Origin of the sequence: Streptococcus sp. AS14, assembly GCF_000286495.1 — a bacterium.
GTDB lineage: Bacteria > Bacillota > Bacilli > Lactobacillales > Streptococcaceae > Streptococcus > Streptococcus sanguinis_P.
Genome location: NZ_ALKI01000018.1, coordinates 167,884 through 186,452, shown reverse-complemented (window position 1 = coordinate 186,452; position 18,569 = coordinate 167,884). Strand labels below are relative to the sequence as shown.

Below are 18,569 nucleotides of genomic sequence, written 5' to 3'. Positions count from 1 at the left end.
AAAGAATAATAAAAAGAAGTTCGAAAAAAATACTTTTTTGGGCAATTCTTAATAGTTTATTTTCTATTTGTTTGTCTTATTTTTTTGTCTGTTTTATCGTTTTGGAAAATCGACTGACATATTTTTATTCTTACATTTTATTAGTATTACTTTTGATTTTATATCTAATTTTGTTCGCTTCTTGGTGTCTTCTTTTTGCTGACAAAGAGTTCATTAGACTAACGGTGAACGGTTTCTATTATAAGCCTTCTCTAGTGGCAGATAGAGAATTTTTTTCATGGAAAGATGTGTCAGAGATGAATTTTCGTATAATACGAAACAGGTTTACAACTTCTTACAGAATTGAAATAAATTTTAATGACGTCGAGGGACTTTGTAAAACTTCAACTATTGTACGTAAAAATAAGAAGCGCGTCTTTAAAAATAAAGTTGATTTAATTATCCCGTTGATTTTTCTTGAAGAAACGTTTCTGGAACGTATATATGATTCAATGAAGTATTATGAAAGAGAGTGGAGGATAGAATCTAACCATAAGCCATTGGTTAAGAAAAAGAAATTACTAGTACAAGAAAGTAAAGGATAAAAGTGGCTAAGAGAAGTAGCAAAGTTAGATTTTTGTTGATTTTTACTTTTCTTTATGCAAACCTTTTCCTTACTGAAAAAATCTGATATAATGATGATAAATAAAACACAGAGGAGAATATCATGTCGAAAAAAATAATCGGAATTGACCTTGGTGGAACATCTATTAAGTTTGCTATTTTGACTTCAGAGGGCGAAATTCAAGAAAAATGGTCCATTAAAACCAATATTTTGGACGAAGGAAGCCACATCGTAGAGGATATGATTGAGTCAATCCTGCATCGTTTGGACTTGCTTCAGCTTTCAGCAGAGGATTTTATCGGAATTGGTATGGGATCGCCAGGAGTTGTTGACCGAGAAAAGGGCACTGTTATTGGTGCTTACAACCTCAATTGGAAGACGCTGCAGCCAGTCAAGGATAAGATTGAAAAAGCGACTGGGATTCCTTTCTATATTGACAACGATGCTAACGTTGCTGCTTTGGGCGAACGCTGGATGGGCGCTGGAGAAAACCAGCCTGATGTTGTCTTCATGACACTAGGAACAGGTGTTGGCGGAGGAATCGTTGCAGAAGGCAAGCTCTTGCACGGACTTGCTGGAGCAGCAGGAGAGTTGGGTCATATCACTGTTGACTTCGATCAGCCGATTCAATGTACCTGTGGCAAGAAGGGATGCTTGGAGACGGTTGCATCCGCGACTGGTATTGTCAATCTGACTCGCCGCTATGCTGATGAGTATGCTGGTGATGCTGAGCTGAAAAAACTGATTGACAACGGTGAAGATGTCAATGCAAAAGTTGTCTTTGACTTGGCGAAAGAGGGCGATGAGCTGGCTCTGATTGTCTATCGCAATTTCGCTCGCTATCTAGGTATTGCCTGTGCCAATATCGGCTCTATCCTAAATCCATCTACAATCGTTATCGGAGGTGGCGTATCAGCTGCAGGTGATTTCTTACTTGATGGCGTTCGCAAGGTTTATGAAGAGAATAGCTTCCCGCAGGTTCGTACTTCAACCAAGTTGGCCTTGGCTACTCTTGGAAATGATGCTGGCGTTATCGGGGCAGCTTCATTGGTCTTACAATAATTCAACAAGTATGCTTCATTTGTTCTCCTGCAGAAAGGTCTGTAGGAGAATTTTTATTGAAAATTTGCTATACTAGAAAAAGCTCACTGAACGAAGGAGAAATCATGACGCTAGCAGATACGATTTTCAAAGAGAATATTAAAAAAATTATGGAGCAGGGTGTTTTTTCTGAAAATGCTCGTCCGCGCTACAAGGATGGAAATGTGGCCAATTCCAAATATATCACTGGTTCTTTTGCGGAATACGATTTGAGCAAGGGCGAGTTCCCAATCACAACTCTGCGCCCTATTGCTATTAAGTCTGCCATCAAGGAAGTCCTTTGGATCTATCAAGACCAGTCTAATAGCCTGGAATTGCTCAACGACAAGTATAATGTTCACTACTGGAATGACTGGGAAGTTGGCGATACAGGTACCATTGGCCAGCGCTACGGAGCTGTTGTCAAGAAGCACAATATTATCAATAAAATTCTCCAACAGCTGGAAGCCAATCCTTGGAATCGTCGCAATATCATCTCTCTCTGGGATTATGAAGCTTTTGAAGAAACAGATGGCTTGCTCCCATGCGCTTTTCAAACCATGTTTGACGTTCGGCGTGTAGATGGAGACATTTATCTGGATGCAACTCTGACTCAGCGCTCAAATGATATGTTGGTTGCTCACCATATCAATGCTATGCAGTATGTGGCTCTGCAGATGATGATTGCCAAGCATTTCGGCTGGAAGGTCGGTAAGTTCTTTTACTTTATCAATAACTTGCACATCTATGATAATCAGTTCGAGCAGGCGGAGGAACTATTACGCCGGGAACCTAGCGACTGTCAACCTCGACTCGTTTTAAATGTACCCGATGGGACCAATTTCTTTGATATCAAGGCAGAAGATTTTGACTTGCTGGACTATAATCCCGTTAAACCTCAGCTGAAGTTCGATTTGGCTATTTAACGATTTTGATAAGTGTATGCGAAAACCGCCAACCTCTGCAAAAGTTCTGCTTGAATCATACTTTAAACATGCCTTTTTACAGCAAATTTGATAGAATAGAGTTACTAATACAAAGGATAAAAGGATGACAAAGAAGATTATTGCCATTTGGGCTCAGGCAGAGGATGGTCTGATTGGAAAAGACAAAGTCATGCCCTGGCATCTCCCGGCAGAATTGCAGCATTTTAAAGCAACAACCACTGGACATGCTATTTTGATGGGTCGAGTGACCTTTGATGGTTTGCAGCGTCGCGTTCTGCCAAATCGGATCAGTCTGATTTTGAGCAAGGACAAGAACTATCAAGTTGACAATGAAAATGTCTTGCTGTTCAGTGAGGTGGAAGATGTTTTGGATTGGTACCACAAGCAGGATAGAAACTTGTATATTATTGGCGGAGCGCAGATTATCAGGGCTTTTGAGCCGTATTTGGAAGAATTGATTCAGACTCAGATTGCTGCTAAGTTGGAAGGAGATACCTATTTCCCTGAGACATTTGACTGGGCTCCTTATCAGGAAGTTAGCAGTGAATTTCATGCCAAAGATGAAAAGAATCCTTATGATTTTACAATAAAAAGATACCAAAGGAAGGACTCGTAAGAATGGAACGTAGTATTTTTGGTTTTTTTACGGCCTTTTTATGTGTCATTTGTCTTATTTGTGCCGTTCAAACCTTTCGGAAAAAGCGGTTTGGACTGGCAGCTTTATTTTTGCTGAATGCTTTTACAAACTTGGTAAATTCCATTCATGCATTTTATATGACACTTTTTTAACATGTACGAAAGAAAATAAATAGATTTAGAATTTTAGAATTGGAGTAAACAATGCCTACAAGTCGTAATGATGATATGATGGTTTTTTGTTCTTTCTGTGGGAAGAACCAAGATGAGGTGCAGAAAATTATTGCTGGTAACAATGCCTTCATCTGTAATGAATGTGTGGAACTGGCACAGGAAATCATCCGTGAAGAGCTAGCCGAGGAAGTGCTGGCAGATCTATCTGAGGTACCAAAACCTCAGGAGCTGCTGAATATCTTGAACCACTATGTTATTGGGCAAGACCGAGCTAAGCGTGCCTTAGCAGTAGCGGTCTATAATCACTACAAGCGTATTAACTACCATGACAGCCGCGAAGAAGAAGATGTGGAACTGCAAAAGTCAAATATTTTGATGATTGGTCCGACCGGGTCAGGTAAGACCTTCCTAGCGCAGACTCTGGCTCGCAGTCTTAATGTGCCTTTTGCCATTGCGGACGCAACTGCTCTGACTGAAGCTGGTTATGTCGGTGAAGATGTGGAAAATATCCTCCTCAAGCTTTTGCAGGCGGCTGACTTTAATATTGAGCGTGCTGAGCGCGGGATTATCTATGTTGATGAGATTGACAAGATTGCTAAAAAAGGAGAGAACGTCTCTATCACCCGTGATGTTTCGGGTGAAGGAGTTCAGCAAGCTCTGCTGAAGATTATCGAAGGTACCGTAGCTAGTGTACCGCCGCAAGGTGGACGCAAGCATCCGCAGCAGGAAATGATTCAGGTTGATACTAAGAACATTCTCTTCATTGTTGGCGGTGCTTTTGACGGTATCGAAGAAATCGTAAAACAGCGTCTGGGTGAGAAAATCATCGGTTTCGGTCAGAACAACCGAGCAATCGACGAAGATAGTTCCTATATGCAGGAAATCATCTCAGAAGACGTTCAAAAATTTGGAATTATTCCTGAGTTGATTGGTCGTTTGCCTGTTTTTGCTGCTTTGGAGCAACTGACAGTTGATGATTTGGTCCGGATTCTGAAAGAGCCTAGAAACGCCCTTATTAAGCAGTATCAGGCACTTCTGTCTTATGATGATGTTAAGCTTGAATTTGACGAAGATGCTCTGCAGGAGATTGCCAATAAAGCGATTGAACGTAAAACAGGTGCACGAGGGCTTCGCTCTATCATTGAAGAAACTATGATGGATGTCATGTTTGAAGTTCCGAGTCAGGAAAATGTCAAACTTGTCCGCATTACCAAAGAAGCAGTAGATGGAACAGATAAGCCTATTCTAGAAACTGCCTAACGAGGTGCTTATGGAAATCAATACACACAATGCAGAGATTTTGCTGAGTGCAGCCAATAAATCGCATTACCCTCAAGATGATATTCCAGAAATTGCCTTGGCTGGCCGCTCCAACGTTGGAAAGTCCAGCTTCATCAATACACTGCTTAATCGTAAGAATTTAGCGCGAACTTCAGGAAAACCTGGAAAAACTCAGCTGCTAAACTTTTTCAACATTGATGACAAGCTGCGTTTTGTCGATGTGCCAGGTTATGGCTATGCCCGTGTTTCAAAAAAAGAGCGTGAAAAATGGGGTCGGATGATTGAGGAGTATCTGACCAGTCGTGAAAATCTCAGAGCGGTTGTCAGCCTTGTCGATCTTCGGCACGATCCTAGTGCAGATGATGTGCAGATGTATGAATTTCTGAAATATTATGACATTCCAGTTATTCTAGTAGCGACCAAAGCTGATAAAATCCCTCGCGGAAAATGGAATAAGCACGAGTCAGCTATTAAGAAAAAGCTGGACTTTGACAAAAATGATGATTTCATTCTTTTTTCCTCAGTCACCAAGGATGGCTTAGATGCTTCTTGGGACGCGATTTTGTCAAAAATTTAATAATACGAATTAAATCCAACTCAAAAAACGAGTTGGATTTTTTGAAATAAAACGAAAAATGTCATATACTTGTAAATTATCAATAGTGTTTTTTTAATCTTTAGTATGTTACAATGGTATCATTAACATCTTATTCAGGAGAAGTGCTGTGAAAAAGAGAATTTCAAAAAAAGGTAAGAGAATCCTTTCAGCTTTATTCATCATGACAACAACGATTGCTGTTGGTTTTGTCTTGGCAAAGCATATTAATCCTGCTAGTGCTAATAATAGCGATCAGCAGCCTATGAATCAAACAGACTATTTCATTTCACAAATCGGTGAGCCCGCGCGTCAGTTGGGACAGGACAACGATCTTTATGCCTCTGTTATGATTGCCCAGGCTATTTTGGAAAGTGGCTCAGGACAGTCTGGTCTATCAGGTGAACCTCATTATAACCTTTTCGGTATCAAAGGTAACTATGATGGTCAGTCTGCTAATATGGAGACTTGGGAAGATGATGGAGAGGGAAATGCTTATACCATCAACGATAGTTTCCGTTCATATCCTAGCTATGTAGAGTCTCTGCAAGACTATGTTGCGGTTCTCAAACAGGGGCATTTTGCAGGCGCATGGAAGAGTAATGCGCCAACCTATCAGGATGCAACAGCTGCCCTGACTGGTGTCTATGCGACAGATACTAGTTACAATACTAAATTGAATTATATTATTGAAAAATATGATTTGACACGCTTTGATTCGCCACTCTATGAGTCTGGAGCTGGCTATATCGTTTACAATCCTTATCGTCAGCAATACACTACTCAAGATATCTTGGATGTCGATACTGCCTGGGCAAATAGATTTTAACGAAAACTACAAAAAAGAGGGAGACCTCTTTTTATGTTTAATCGTAGATTTTAGGAGTATTTCATGGGAAAATTTAAAGATTTGCTTGACAAGCAAGAAATTATTATTTTAGACGGAGCCTTGGGTACAGAGTTGGAAAGCCTGGGTTATGATGTATCTGGTAAGCTTTGGTCCGCTCAATACCTATTAGACCAGCCTCAGATTATTCAAGATGTTCATGAAAGCTATGTAAGAGCTGGCAGTGACATCATCACTACGTCCAGTTATCAGGCTAGCATTCCAGCATTTATAGAGGCAGGACTAACTCCTGAAAAGGGTTATAATCTTTTAAAAGAGACAGTCTTCTTAGCACAAAAGGCAATCGAAAATGTCTGGACGGGATTATCTCCTGAAGAGCAGAAACAGAGACCTTATCCTCTAGTTGCAGGCTCGGTAGGCCCTTATGCCGCCTATTTAGCTGATGGTTCCGAGTATACGGGAGACTACCAGCTGAGTGAGGAAGAATTTCGAGATTTTCACCGTCCGCGTATCCAAGCTTTATTAGAAGCTGGGAGTGACTTGTTGGCTATTGAAACGATTCCAAATGGAGCAGAGGCGGCAGCGATCCTCCGACTTTTAGCTGAGGAATTTCCGCAGGCTGAGGCTTATTTGTCCTTTGTCGCCCAGTCGGAGAATGCTATATCAGATGGCACTAAGATTGAGGAATTAGGGAATTTGGCTCAAGAAAGTCCACAAGTCCTGGCAGTTGGTTTTAACTGTACAGCTCCACATTTAATTGCTCCGCTATTAGATGTGCTTGGACAAGTGTGCAACAAACCTTTTCTGACCTATCCAAACTCTGGCGAAACTTATAATGGCTTGACCAAGACTTGGCATGACGATCCAGAGCAGGAGCGGAGCTTGCTGGAAAATAGTAAACTTTGGCAAGAGCAAGGAGTGCAGCTTTTTGGTGGTTGCTGCCGAACACGGCCAGAAGATATTGCTCAGTTAGCAAGAGGATTAAAGGGTTGAAAAGTTATTTTTCAATCCTTTTTTAGAAAATTTAAAAAGGTTCTCGAAAACGCTATCAAAAGAAAGAACTTTGTGATATACTATACATAGTTTAAATTAATAGGAGAATCTTTTATGCCTGAATCGACATTTATCCCGAAAATTGAAGCAGCTTGCCGCAAGAAAGAAGCATTGTTTGATACAAGCAAGGCCAAGTACGCTGTTCGTTCCATCTTTGCTGGAGCTTTCCTAACCTTCAGTACTGGTGCTGGAGCCATTGCGGCAGATTTGACGAATAAGATCGTTCCAGGAACTGGGCGTTTTCTCTTTCCTTTCATCTTTGCTTGGGGATTGGCTTACATTGTCTTTCTAAATGCAGAGTTAGTGACTTCCAACATGATGTTTCTGACTGCTGGTACCTTTTTGAAGAAGATTGACTGGAAAAAAGCCTTGATGATTTTGCTTTATTGTACCTTTTTTAATCTGATTGGCGCCTTGATTGCCGGCTGGCTCTTTGCTAACTCGGCTGCTTATGCGGGACTTAGCAAAGATAGTTTCATTTCAGGTGTTGTGCAGATGAAGCTTGCTCGATCTAATGAGTTGATTTTGCTCGAGGGAGTCTTGGCCAATATCTTTGTTAATATTGCTATTCTTTCCTTCGTTTTGGTCAAGGATAGTACAGCGAAGCTCTTCTTAGTTATATCAGCCATTTATATGTTTGTATTCCTGACTAACGAACACTTGGCTGCTAACTTTGCTTCCTTCGCTATCGTGAAATTCAGCTCAGCAGCAGCGGAAGTGCAAAATTTTGGTATTGGAAATATACTGCGCCACTGGGGCGTAACCTTTATCGGTAACCTCATCGGTGGGGGCCTACTCATAGGTTTGCCATACGCTTGGTTTAATAAGGAAGAAAGTAATTATGTGGACTGACAAAAAAGGATTTTCGAATCCTTTTTTTGACGTCTCATTAAAACAAATAGAACCCTATGGACAAATTTGATAACCTTTTGACATTGGCAAAACTTTCTAAACACGAACTATAAAATTATAACACAATTAAAAGTTCGTATTTATCTTCCAAATTGATTTACAAAACAATCAAAGTAATCTATAATAGGATGTAGGTTAATATGTTATAAAAGGAGATTTATGTAAAGAGTATAAAGATTTGGGAGATAGATTTCATATCCGTTACTATATAGAAATAAATAGTTATTTTCTATTAGATAATGATGATGTTAGCATGATTGCACGGACGCATTTTGTAGAATAGTAGATAACTAAGGGAGATGTTTACATATCACAAAAGTACAGCCAAGAATTCAAGGAACCCCTTGTTCGTTTACATGATTCATGTAAGCTATTCTCGGAATTAGTCAAAGAGTATGGCATCTCTAATCAGACGATTTATAAATGAATAAACCCCTGTGAAAAACCTGCTGGTCAGGATTCTATCAGTCTTTTCCTGCACCAAGTTCAAGAAATGCTTAAGGTACTGACCAAGATGAAGGAGGAGATAATGGAATAAAATCACAAGGATAAACCATGGTTTTTCAAACAATGGGATGATGGCTAAGGAAAAGGAGAAGGTTATGAAGAAATTTTTAAAAATATTCATTATAATTTTAGGAGGTTTAGTAATGATGACAAATTTGTTCGGTTGTGATAAAAATAGCCGAGCTCATGTGGAAAGTCAGTTTGTGGATTTAGAAAAAATTTATTCTACTGCAAATGTTTTGGACTTGTTTAAATTTTATCCAAAAGGATTTGAAATTATTTATACAGTTTCAAATTTTGACGAGACTGGGAAAGATGTTCAATATTCTATAAATGTTTCAGGGAATCCTATTGATAAATCCATTAAAGGATTTATTGAAAAAAAAACTGGACAGTTTTTTGAAGATGATAAAACTAGTGAGATTGAGTACAAACACAATATTCAATATTCTGCTCAAGGGTGGGAGAGTTTAGATTCAGATTATGTTATGGAGGAAGAAACGAAAAACATCACTTTTCTCTTTCAATCCAATGTTTTTTCTGAAAAAATATTGGCCGGCTATAAATTGATTAATAGTCGATATACCCCTGAAGTTCCTGCCTATCATTTGGCATATTATTTGGATGAGGAATTAGCAAAAAAGAATCACTTGGATTCATCTTGGAGAAATCAAAATGAAAATTTTGTTCTTTCGTTTACCAGAAATATCAGTGATGATAGAAAATATGTTCAAGTTAATATGTCTACTTCGCGTTCCCTAAAATCAGAAACTATAATAAATGAATATAGAGAGGTGAATGATAATGAGTAGTGAATTGACAGCGTATGTGTTTTACTTAACCTCCCCAGTAAAAAATGCTTAAGTTTGTTAAATTAATTTGGTATATTACGCAATCAAAAGCAAATGTTATGAATAAGATCACTGTTCAGTCGCCAGATGGAAACAAAGTTAAATACACAAGAGGAGGAATGCGATATAAAAGGCGATAAAGAATTGAGTTTAGGAGGAGCTGGGGGAAATGGGAAAAAGGATTAAGTTTTCTCCGCTAAAAGCTAGAATTTTGATGATGGTCAGTCCAATGTTTTGCGCTATCTTCTTTGGTTTGGGTTCGTGTAGTTTTATTGATCATACATTAAAAGTAGGATTATCATTTTGGCTAGATATGATTCGTGAAGATTTTATGTTGGTTCTTTCCTTTATTTGGTTCAATATGAGTTTAGTCAAGTCTATCTATAGAATGATAAAAAATAATCTTTTGTTAAACAGTAATATTCAGGAATTGAGAGATTGTTATCCTGAGCTTGAGGAGGACTGGCAAAATCTTAATGATGCGGACTACCTTGACAAAGATTTGCAAGTTTTGGTTTATGGCGATCATCTCATTTGTTACAGGACATTTGATATTGCCTACCTTCCAGAATGTTCTAAGATAGATGCATTTATGAAGATGTATCGTTTAGGTAGTCGTTATAAGGTGAGACGAGTTCATTTTTCTGCATGGTATCTTGATGGCAGTGAATCTGAACTCCGTACAAATGAGTTGCGAAGTTTTGCCGGAATTAATCAGAAAGCTTGTAAAGATGCCTTATTTGATTATATAAGAGAGAACTTTGATTATATTGAACTCGAAACTTTCGACTAAGGGAAAGAAGTAGATATTAGTCAAGTAAGAAATTTGCAGAAAATAATGACTAAATTTAAAAAGATTGTATAAAAAGCTTGCAATCTTTTTTTTCTTTTGCTATAATTATCAATGGTTTGAAAAAACTGCCTAAGACAGTAGGGGAGCTCGACTCATAAAGATCCTACCGAGGACAAAACGTATCATGTAAAAAGAAGCGTATTGTACTTTCGTGTCTAGGTTTGGGCGCGTTTTTCTTTTGGAAAATTCCCAAGCAAAATAATTACGGAGGTGAAACACTAAATGAGTGAAGCTATTATTGCTAAAAAAGCGGAACTGGTTGACGCAGTTGCTGAGAAAATGAAAGCTGCTGCATCTATCGTCGTTGTTGACGCTCGTGGTTTGACTGTTGAGCAAGATACCGTTCTTCGTCGTGAGCTTCGTGGAAGTGAAGTTGAGTACAAAGTTATCAAAAACTCAATCTTGCGTCGTGCAGCTGAAAAAGCTGGACTTGAAGACTTGGCATCTGTTTTTGTTGGACCATCTGCAGTAGCATTTTCTAACGAAGATGTTGTTGCTCCAGCGAAAATCTTGAACGACTTTGCTAAGAACGCTGATGCACTTGAAATCAAAGGTGGTGCAATTGAAGGCGCTGTCGCATCAAAAGAAGAGATTCTTGCACTTGCAACTCTTCCAAACCGCGAAGGACTTCTTTCTATGCTCCTTTCTGTACTTCAAGCGCCAGTTCGCAACGTTGCACTTGCTGTCAAAGCAGTTGCAGACAACAAAGAAGACGCAGCTTAATCTTAAGCTACGCAGCGTAGCCTAGCTACGAAAAAAATATTATAAATTTAAAAATTATTTGGAGGAAATAACAATGGCATTGAACATTGAAAACATTATTGCTGAAATTAAAGAAGCTTCAATCCTTGAATTGAACGACCTTGTAAAAGCTATCGAAGAAGAATTTGGTGTAACTGCAGCTGCTCCTGTAGCTGTAGCTGCTGCTGGTGCTGGTGAAGCTGCCGCTGCTAAAGATTCATTCGATATCGAATTGACTGCTGCTGGCGACAAGAAAGTCGGCGTTATCAAAGTTGTACGTGAAATCACTGGTCTTGGCCTGAAAGAAGCTAAAGAACTTGTTGATGGTGCACCAAACGTTATCAAAGAAGGCGTTGCTGCAGCAGAAGCTGAAGAACTTAAAGCTAAATTGGAAGAAGCTGGAGCTTCAGTTACTCTTAAATAATAGAGTTTCCAATCATAGAAATCAACCAAGTCGAAAGACTTGGTTTTTTTGTATCCGAAAATCATTTTTATGTTAAAACGCTAACAAAAAATAGGATTGTATGATATAATTTAGACAGATTATTGCGATTTAGGAGATATTATGAATAAGATAAAAATCATCAGCAATCCTTATGAAAAAAGGGTTTTATTTGAGCGTTGGAATAATCAGCTGAATTCATGGACATCTATTGACGAGGATAGTAATTCTAATAGCAAACTGATTTGTAGTGAGTATCAAATTGGATTTTTTCCTTTTAAAGTTTATGAGATTATAAATCAAATAATTACTGAATACTCTAATCCCGATGATGTATTGTCTATCTGTTTTTCAGGTAGTGACGATGAGTATCAAGAACTAGAACGTTTGGTTACGGATATTAAGTTTGAGAATATTCAACTCGAAAAATCAGAAAATTATTTAGAAAATGCTAGAGATGTTTTGCCTGAAATAAATCGAATTTTTCAAAAATTAGATCCTTTGATAACTAAAAATATTGAGGATGAGAGTGGCGAGATTCAGCAACAATTAAAGAGATTTTCAGATGCTTCTAATGATATTGTACCAATTTGTGTTTTAGGAACTTATAGTGCCGGTAAATCAACGTTTATTAATTCTTTAATTGGTTCCGAATTATTACCAAGTGCTGAAACACCTGTCACAGCGAAAGTTTACAAAATATCTTCCACACCTCATGATGATAGGGCAAGTATCAGAATTACATTTAAAGGAAAAGATGCTAAAATTCAATTTCGAGATTATCAGTTAGTCGTGGATGGTTTGACTGATGGGGAAGAATTATTAACATCAATCAAAGAGGCTTTAGATGAGGAGAAGCCGGCTTCAATTATTGAAAAGGTACGTTTAGTTTTAGAGGAATTGAATGATATTTCAGATTCTGAAATAGGAGATTTGATTGAGATAGAAGTACCTTTTAGCAGAAGTGCTCTAGATGATATAAATTATAAAATTGCTATTTTTGATACTCCAGGTTCAAATTCTTCTACTAATTTACAACATTCAGATGTTTTGGATAAGGCCATGAAAGGGATGTCTAATGGTCTTCCTATTTTTGTGACAGATAGCAGTTCGATGGACAGTACAGATAATGATAATTTAAAAGATAAGTTAAAGAAAGTTGCAGGTTTAGACAGTCGTTTTACTATGATTGTAGTAAATAAAGCAGAAACTGCAGATATTAGCTTGAGAAGATTTAAAAAAGAATCTTTTAAACAAAAAATTATGAATCAATCGATACCACGTGAACTTTATGCTCAAGGGATATTTTATGTTTCATCCATACTTGGTTTGGGGGCTAAACTGGATGGGAATCTTAAGGGGGAATTCTACTCAGAATTATTCAATACTTATAAAGCTAAATATTCAGATCCAGAAAACGATTATTACAAGAGATTGTTTGATTTTAATATTCTCCCTAGGCAGATGATTTCTTCAATGGTTGAGACTGCAGAATCCAATTCTAACATAATCTATGCTAATAGTGGATTATTAACAATTGAAGATACAATCAAGAGTTTTGTAAATAAATATTCGCATTATGATAAGTGCCAGCAAGCTAGAGATACTTTGAATCAATTGATTGGTATTACTGATAAAGAAATCGAAGAGAAAAATCAGGAATTGGGTAGTCGCAGGGTAGAGTTACAGAATAAACTTGATTCTCAAAAATCTGAAATTCTTGAAACAATTGATAAAAGCATATCTCATGAAAGGGAAGACTATACTAGCCGATACCCTGAGGAAATGCTGAGTTATTTACAAAGTTTGACCCAGAATTTAAAAAAAGAAAAAGCAGAATCTTTGTATAAGGATTTCTATGAACATATAGCTCTTGAATATCCTGAAGTGATTGTTGATGATATTCATTCAGAATCAGATGCTTTTTCAAAATTGAAAGGGCGTATAGAAGATTCATTTAATAATTATAAGTTAGGTGAAGCTAGACGAAGAAAGCTTGAAGAACAGGCTTCAACAGAAGTGCTAAATGTTATCAAACAGCAGTTCAGTGAAAATTTGGTTATAGCAAAGGAGAGTTTTAACCAATTTTCAAAAGAATTTTGGCTTAATGCTACATCTGATGTTCGAAAAGAATTGGAGAAGGTTATTTCAGGCGATTTGGATATTCAGCCAGAGAAAAGAAAAGCTATTTCGGAAATCATTATTTCTTATGAAGAAATAGATTTTAATCAATTTGATTTAGGAAAATTTAATAGAGATGAATTAAGTTACATTTTTAGAATTGGTGACTATCGACTAAAATCAAATAAAATAAATATTTCAGGTCTGACTAATACTTATAATAAAGAATTTAAAGCTAAATTTACTGAATTCAGTGAAAGTATTCGCTCAGAACACGAACGGAAGTTTAACAATTGGATGCAGGATTTGGGAAGTCTTATCAAAAGCAATATTATTGAATTTAGTCCGGAACTGAAGGAACTGGATCAGAGAATTCAAAAGGTTATTAAAGAAATTTACAGTCTTGAAGAACAGCAAAAGCAGATTAAAACTTATGTAAATGAAATCAAGCAGATGATATCTTGGAAATAAGTGGAGATGTAGTTCGAGGGAAAAGTTATGGGAATAAAAAATTTAATCAATAAGGCTGGAGCTAAAGCTGCAGACAAATTAGCAAAATTATCTGCCTTGAGTCCAGAGCAGCTAAAGGCTGTCGAGGAGCAAAAGGAAAAATATCTTGCAGATCAACCAGATATTAGTGATGAGGAATTTACTAGCAGGCAATTGGCATTGTGTGGTGTTGAAGTGTTCAGCTCATATTTGGAACAAATAAAAGAACTGTATGTTCCTTTAGAAAATTCAGCTGAATTTAACGATGATTTTAATCCGTCTTACAATATCCGCTATTTTAATATAACGAAATGGGTTACAGATAAGCGAGAAAACAGTCTAGAAAAATTAGTAAATGTCTATGAAGTGCTTTCTAATGAAAGATGTAATATTGCCCTGGTCTTTCATCGCACAGAGAATGATACAAAAGTCTTTCTAGCTGTAATTAATACGGAGAATGCTAGCGATAATGTCAATGTTGACAATTATAAAAAGCGACTTCTAGAAGCTATAAAAGGAAATTTTCCTGGTTCAACAGTCAAAGAAGAGATCGGTCGCGGGCGTATTCCTTGCTTGAATAATCAAAAATCATACTCTGTAGCAACAGTATCTAACCTTCCAACTGCGAAATCTGAAAAATTTATTAGCCAAACAATTGAAAAATTGATTGATGGTATCATTCCTGAGGGACCTAGTCAAGATTATAGCTTGATTCTTTTGGCGAGTCCTATTCAGGATGTAGAAAATCGCAAGTTGCGGCTTTCTGAATTATATTCTGCTTTAGCTCCTTTCGAGAAATGGCAGACTAGCTACACTTTCACTGAATCTGACGCAACGACTTCCATGGCAACTTTCGGAGTTAATATTGGAGCTAGTGCTGGGATTCAGCATGGCCAAAGTCAATCGACTAATCAATCCCTAGGGAAGATACAATCTAGCGGAGATTCAACGACAGATTCAAGTGGTCAGACTGACGGGACTAACAGCAGTCATACTAGTGGTAGCAACAAAGGTTCATCAGATTCTTTTGGAGGAGGAGCGAATTATATCGCACATGCTGAATATAACCATTCTTGGAATAGAGGTACTTCTGTTTCCGATTCAACTGGCAAAACCATCGCTAAGACAGTAGGAAAAGCTGTTACTAAAACTGCTGGTAGAGCTATCTCTGAAACTTTGGGAAAGACTGCGGGAGTTTCTCGGGCGGTAAATTTTGGTTCTAACATCGGAGCGAATTTTGCTCGTGCCTCAAATGTAACAGCTACGGTTGGTAAGAATGAAGGAATTAATCAGTTCTTTATGAATCACAATATTCATCATGCATTATCGGTTTTGGATGAACAGATGAAACGATTTGAAAAAGGAACTGCTCTGGGCATGTGGGAGTTTGCTGCTTATGTACTTAGCGAAGACCAAAATATCGCTAATAATGTCGCTCATACTTACCTAGCTCTGACTCAGGGAGAAGAGTCCTATATGAGTAAATCATCCGTTAATCTGTGGCGTGGTGATATGGGAGAGAGTAGTGCCGATACTCGAGAAATTGTTCACTATTTGAGGGATTTACGACATCCAATATTTGCATTGAATCCTAGTGTTTTAGAAAACGATGAAACTTATTATGTCTATCCATCTTTGATTACTCCGACAGTTCCTTTGTCTAGTCAAGAATTAGCTTATTCTTTGAATTTTCCTCAAAAATCTATACCTGGCCTGCCTATCATAGAATGTACAGAATTTGGTCGAAATATCGTTTCTTATGATTTGAGTGATAAATCTGAGCAAAACATCCGTTTAGGGAATATTTTTCATATGAACCGCGAGGAAAGGGTTTCGGTAGATTTATCTTTGAATTCTTTAACGTCCCATGCTTTTATAACAGGAAGTACAGGATCTGGTAAGAGTAATACTATTTACCAGCTTTTAAGCGAAGCAAGAGAAAATAATGTCAAATTTCTTGTTGTAGAGCCTGCAAAAGGGGAGTATAAACATGTCTTTGGTCAGGAAAAGGATGTAGCAGTATATGGCACGAATCCGAAATTAACTCCTTTGCTCAGATTGAACCCTTTTAGTTTTTCTAAGGAAATTCATATTTTAGAACATCTGGATCGTTTAATTGAAATTTTCAATGTATGTTGGCCTATGTATGCCGCTATGCCAGCCGTCTTAAAAAAAGCAGTTGAAAAGTCGTACATAGATTGTGGATGGGACTTGATTCAATCAAGAAATTCTTATGGTTCAATTTATCCAACATTTAGAGATGTTGCTGAAAATATAAAAGAAATTATTGACTCAAGTGAGTACGATAGCGAAAATAAAGGCGCTTATAAAGGTTCTTTATTGACTAGAATTGAATCTTTAACAAATGGTATAAATGGTATCATTTTTTCTCAAGATGAACTATCTGAGCAGCAATTGTTTGATTCAAATGTGATTATAGACCTAAGTCGGGTTGGTTCTAGTGAGACTAAATCATTAATAATGGGAATATTAGTCTTAAAATTGCAAGAATATAGAATGTCTCAAGCAGAGATGAATTCTTCGCTTCGTCACCTAACCGTCTTGGAAGAAGCCCATAATCTATTAAAAAGAACTTCAACTGAACAGTCTTCAGAATCAAGCAACCTTCTTGGAAAAAGTGTTGAGATGCTCGCTAATGCTATTGCAGAAATACGTACTTATGGAGAAGGGTTTATTATAGCTGATCAAGCACCAGGACTTCTAGATTTATCTGTTATCCGTAATACCAATACTAAAATTATAATGCGTCTTCCTGATTTCTCTGACCGAGAGCTAGTTGGTAGATCTGCAAATCTAAATGATGACCAAATTTTGGAATTAGCAAAATTACCAAAAGGTGTTGCAGCAGTTTATCAAAATGAATGGATTCAGCCGGTCTTGTGCAAGGTGGAGAAGTATGATAGTAGTCTCGAAAGTTATCAATATAGCCAAGAATCACTAACTGAATCAAAATCTTATTCAGATGTTTATTTGAGAATCAGTAAATTTTTGACCGGAAATGAAAAGATAGAGAATATAGATATTGAAAAACTAAGAGATGATTTGTTTGGAGCTCCTATCAGTGGCAAATCTATTCGTAAAATTTTAATGTATCTTGATGAGGCGATTTACGAGGTAAAGATGCTTCAGGTTGCTCCAATTATTTCGGAGTTTTATCCGAGCCTTTTAGAAAAGGCGCGAGAAGCAAATCAAAAGAGTAAGGATAAAAGAACTATTACCTATGAAGTCGTTAATGAGTTCAATGGGCTAGTAGATGGACCGATTACTCAGCAAGAGAGATTAAATATTATTCAAGCAATTTTAACGCAGCTATATGTTCATGAGCTAAATAATAATGCTAGTTTAGAAGAATGGAAACAACAGGGAGGTTTATTGTGAGTATCGAAAAAACAAATCAGTCTGATTTAAAAGTTAGTATGACGAAAATAGAAAATGAGCATTCTTCTTTTAATCCTAATCAAAGGCTAGAAGTAAATAGGGAATCTGAATTAAAAGGTGAAGAGTCAGCTCTTCACGAAAAAACTCCGCTTAACCAGCACGATAAGCAAGAGCTAAAAACTGAGACAGGATGGTCAGAGAGTATTGTTGATAATATCCGCTGGAAAGAAGAGGCGGCTGTTTATAAAGGATTAAATGTAATCGAAAAAGATGTAAATGGCCGAGCCTATTTCCAAAGAATAGATATTGACTATAACATAACGGATGAATTCGGAAAAACTAATAAAGAGCGTATGCTTGAGGGAAAAGCTCCATTAATGGATGGCAAGCCAGTTGAGCTTCATCACATAGGACAGAAACAAGATTCTCCTTTGGCTGAATTAACTCATGATGAGCATAAGGGGAATTACAGACTATTACACGAAGTACCTCCACAAACATCACAGATTGATAGAAGTGCCTTTGCAAAAGAAAAAGCAAATTATTGGAAAATGAGAGGAGAAGAAATATAATGTCAAAAATTAGCGATGAATTGAAACTGGTCTCAGGACTAGAAGCTACCAAAGGTGCGAACGATGAACAAATTTTAAAGGCTCAAAACGAGCTTGCAATAAAATTTTCTACAGACTATATTGATTATTTAAGAGAGTTCGGAGTAGTAAATTTCTTTGGAACAGAATGGCAAGGTTTGAACGGACCGGAATATCTGAATGTTGTAAAATCAACGCTAGAGGCACGTGAAACATATCCGGACTTTCCAGTAAATATGTTTATTTTGGAAGATTTGGGATTTGATGGAATACTAATTTTGTTAGATACTAACGGTTCTGTCTTTGAATGGCAATACGGCTCATGTAAAAAGCTTTATTCCAATATGTCTGAATACTTAAAGGAGTGTGTTGCAAGAAAAGAGTAGATTTTTTTGATACTTCAATTATTTAGGGGATAAAGGCGCTATATTTTAATTTAAAAACATA

At 37.2% G+C, this 18,569-nt stretch carries 16 protein-coding genes and 1 other annotated feature; all 16 genes read left to right on the top strand.

Annotated features, from left to right (window positions below; genetic code table 11):
* Nucleotides 1-706 precede the first annotated feature (706 nt).
* Complete coding sequence (locus HMPREF1150_RS01140) at nt 707-1,666, top strand: ROK family glucokinase (RefSeq protein WP_009660448.1); 960 nt, start codon at nt 707-709, stop codon at nt 1,664-1,666.
* Nucleotides 1,667-1,770: 104 nt separating this feature from the next.
* Complete coding sequence (locus HMPREF1150_RS01145; RefSeq protein WP_009660379.1) at nt 1,771-2,610, top strand: thymidylate synthase; 840 nt, start codon at nt 1,771-1,773, stop codon at nt 2,608-2,610.
* Between the two features lie 124 nt (nt 2,611-2,734).
* Nucleotides 2,735-3,247: a dihydrofolate reductase gene (locus HMPREF1150_RS01150; RefSeq protein ID WP_009660318.1), complete on the top strand. Its 513-nt coding sequence runs from the start codon at nt 2,735-2,737 to the stop codon at nt 3,245-3,247.
* 224 nt (nt 3,248-3,471) lie between these two features.
* The gene (gene clpX, locus HMPREF1150_RS01155) at nt 3,472-4,701 is read left to right on the top strand and encodes an ATP-dependent Clp protease ATP-binding subunit ClpX (RefSeq protein ID WP_002895582.1); all 1,230 of its coding nucleotides are present in this window, start codon (nt 3,472-3,474) and stop codon (nt 4,699-4,701) included.
* Between the two features lie 10 nt (nt 4,702-4,711).
* Nucleotides 4,712-5,299: a ribosome biogenesis GTP-binding protein YihA/YsxC gene (gene yihA, locus HMPREF1150_RS01160; protein ID WP_009660426.1), complete on the top strand. Its 588-nt coding sequence runs from the start codon at nt 4,712-4,714 to the stop codon at nt 5,297-5,299.
* A 148-nt stretch (nt 5,300-5,447) separates the two neighbouring features.
* Nucleotides 5,448-6,146: a glucosaminidase domain-containing protein gene (locus HMPREF1150_RS01165; protein ID WP_009660350.1), complete on the top strand. Its 699-nt coding sequence runs from the start codon at nt 5,448-5,450 to the stop codon at nt 6,144-6,146.
* A 63-nt stretch (nt 6,147-6,209) separates the two neighbouring features.
* Entirely contained in the window at nt 6,210-7,157 is a 948-nt protein-coding gene (mmuM, locus tag HMPREF1150_RS01170; RefSeq protein WP_002900424.1) for a homocysteine S-methyltransferase, read from the top strand.
* 114 nt (nt 7,158-7,271) lie between these two features.
* A complete protein-coding gene (locus tag HMPREF1150_RS01175) occupies nt 7,272-8,069 on the top strand; it encodes a formate/nitrite transporter family protein (protein WP_002897632.1) in 798 nt (265 codons plus the stop codon).
* 662 nt (nt 8,070-8,731) lie between these two features.
* A complete protein-coding gene (locus HMPREF1150_RS01180; RefSeq protein WP_223330903.1) occupies nt 8,732-9,448 on the top strand; it encodes a hypothetical protein in 717 nt (238 codons plus the stop codon).
* 208 nt (nt 9,449-9,656) lie between these two features.
* Nucleotides 9,657-10,280: a hypothetical protein gene (locus HMPREF1150_RS01185; protein WP_002900420.1), complete on the top strand. Its 624-nt coding sequence runs from the start codon at nt 9,657-9,659 to the stop codon at nt 10,278-10,280.
* Between the two features lie 110 nt (nt 10,281-10,390).
* Nucleotides 10,391-10,526: a sequence feature (ribosomal protein L10 leader region), on the top strand.
* A 36-nt stretch (nt 10,527-10,562) separates the two neighbouring features.
* Nucleotides 10,563-11,063 (top strand): 50S ribosomal protein L10, encoded by a 501-nt coding sequence (gene rplJ, locus HMPREF1150_RS01190; protein WP_002897628.1) that lies wholly within the window; start codon nt 10,563-10,565, stop codon nt 11,061-11,063.
* 73 nt (nt 11,064-11,136) lie between these two features.
* Complete coding sequence (rplL, locus tag HMPREF1150_RS01195; RefSeq protein WP_002900419.1) at nt 11,137-11,505, top strand: 50S ribosomal protein L7/L12; 369 nt, start codon at nt 11,137-11,139, stop codon at nt 11,503-11,505.
* A gap of 141 nt (nt 11,506-11,646) precedes the next feature.
* Nucleotides 11,647-14,115 (top strand): dynamin family protein, encoded by a 2,469-nt coding sequence (locus HMPREF1150_RS01200; protein WP_002900418.1) that lies wholly within the window; start codon nt 11,647-11,649, stop codon nt 14,113-14,115.
* A gap of 27 nt (nt 14,116-14,142) precedes the next feature.
* Nucleotides 14,143-17,532 carry an ATP-binding protein gene (locus HMPREF1150_RS01205; protein ID WP_002902865.1) on the top strand — a complete coding sequence of 1,130 codons (3,390 nt, stop codon included), beginning with the start codon at nt 14,143-14,145 and terminating at the stop codon, nt 17,530-17,532.
* Nucleotides 17,505-18,104 (top strand): HNH/ENDO VII family nuclease, encoded by a 600-nt coding sequence (locus HMPREF1150_RS01210; protein ID WP_002902866.1) that lies wholly within the window; start codon nt 17,505-17,507, stop codon nt 18,102-18,104. Before HMPREF1150_RS01205 ends, HMPREF1150_RS01210 begins: the two co-directional genes overlap by 28 nt.
* Entirely contained in the window at nt 18,104-18,508 is a 405-nt protein-coding gene (locus tag HMPREF1150_RS01215) for an SMI1/KNR4 family protein (RefSeq protein ID WP_002913591.1), read from the top strand. Before HMPREF1150_RS01210 ends, HMPREF1150_RS01215 begins: the two co-directional genes overlap by 1 nt.
* The last annotated feature ends 61 nt before the right edge of the window (nt 18,509-18,569 follow it).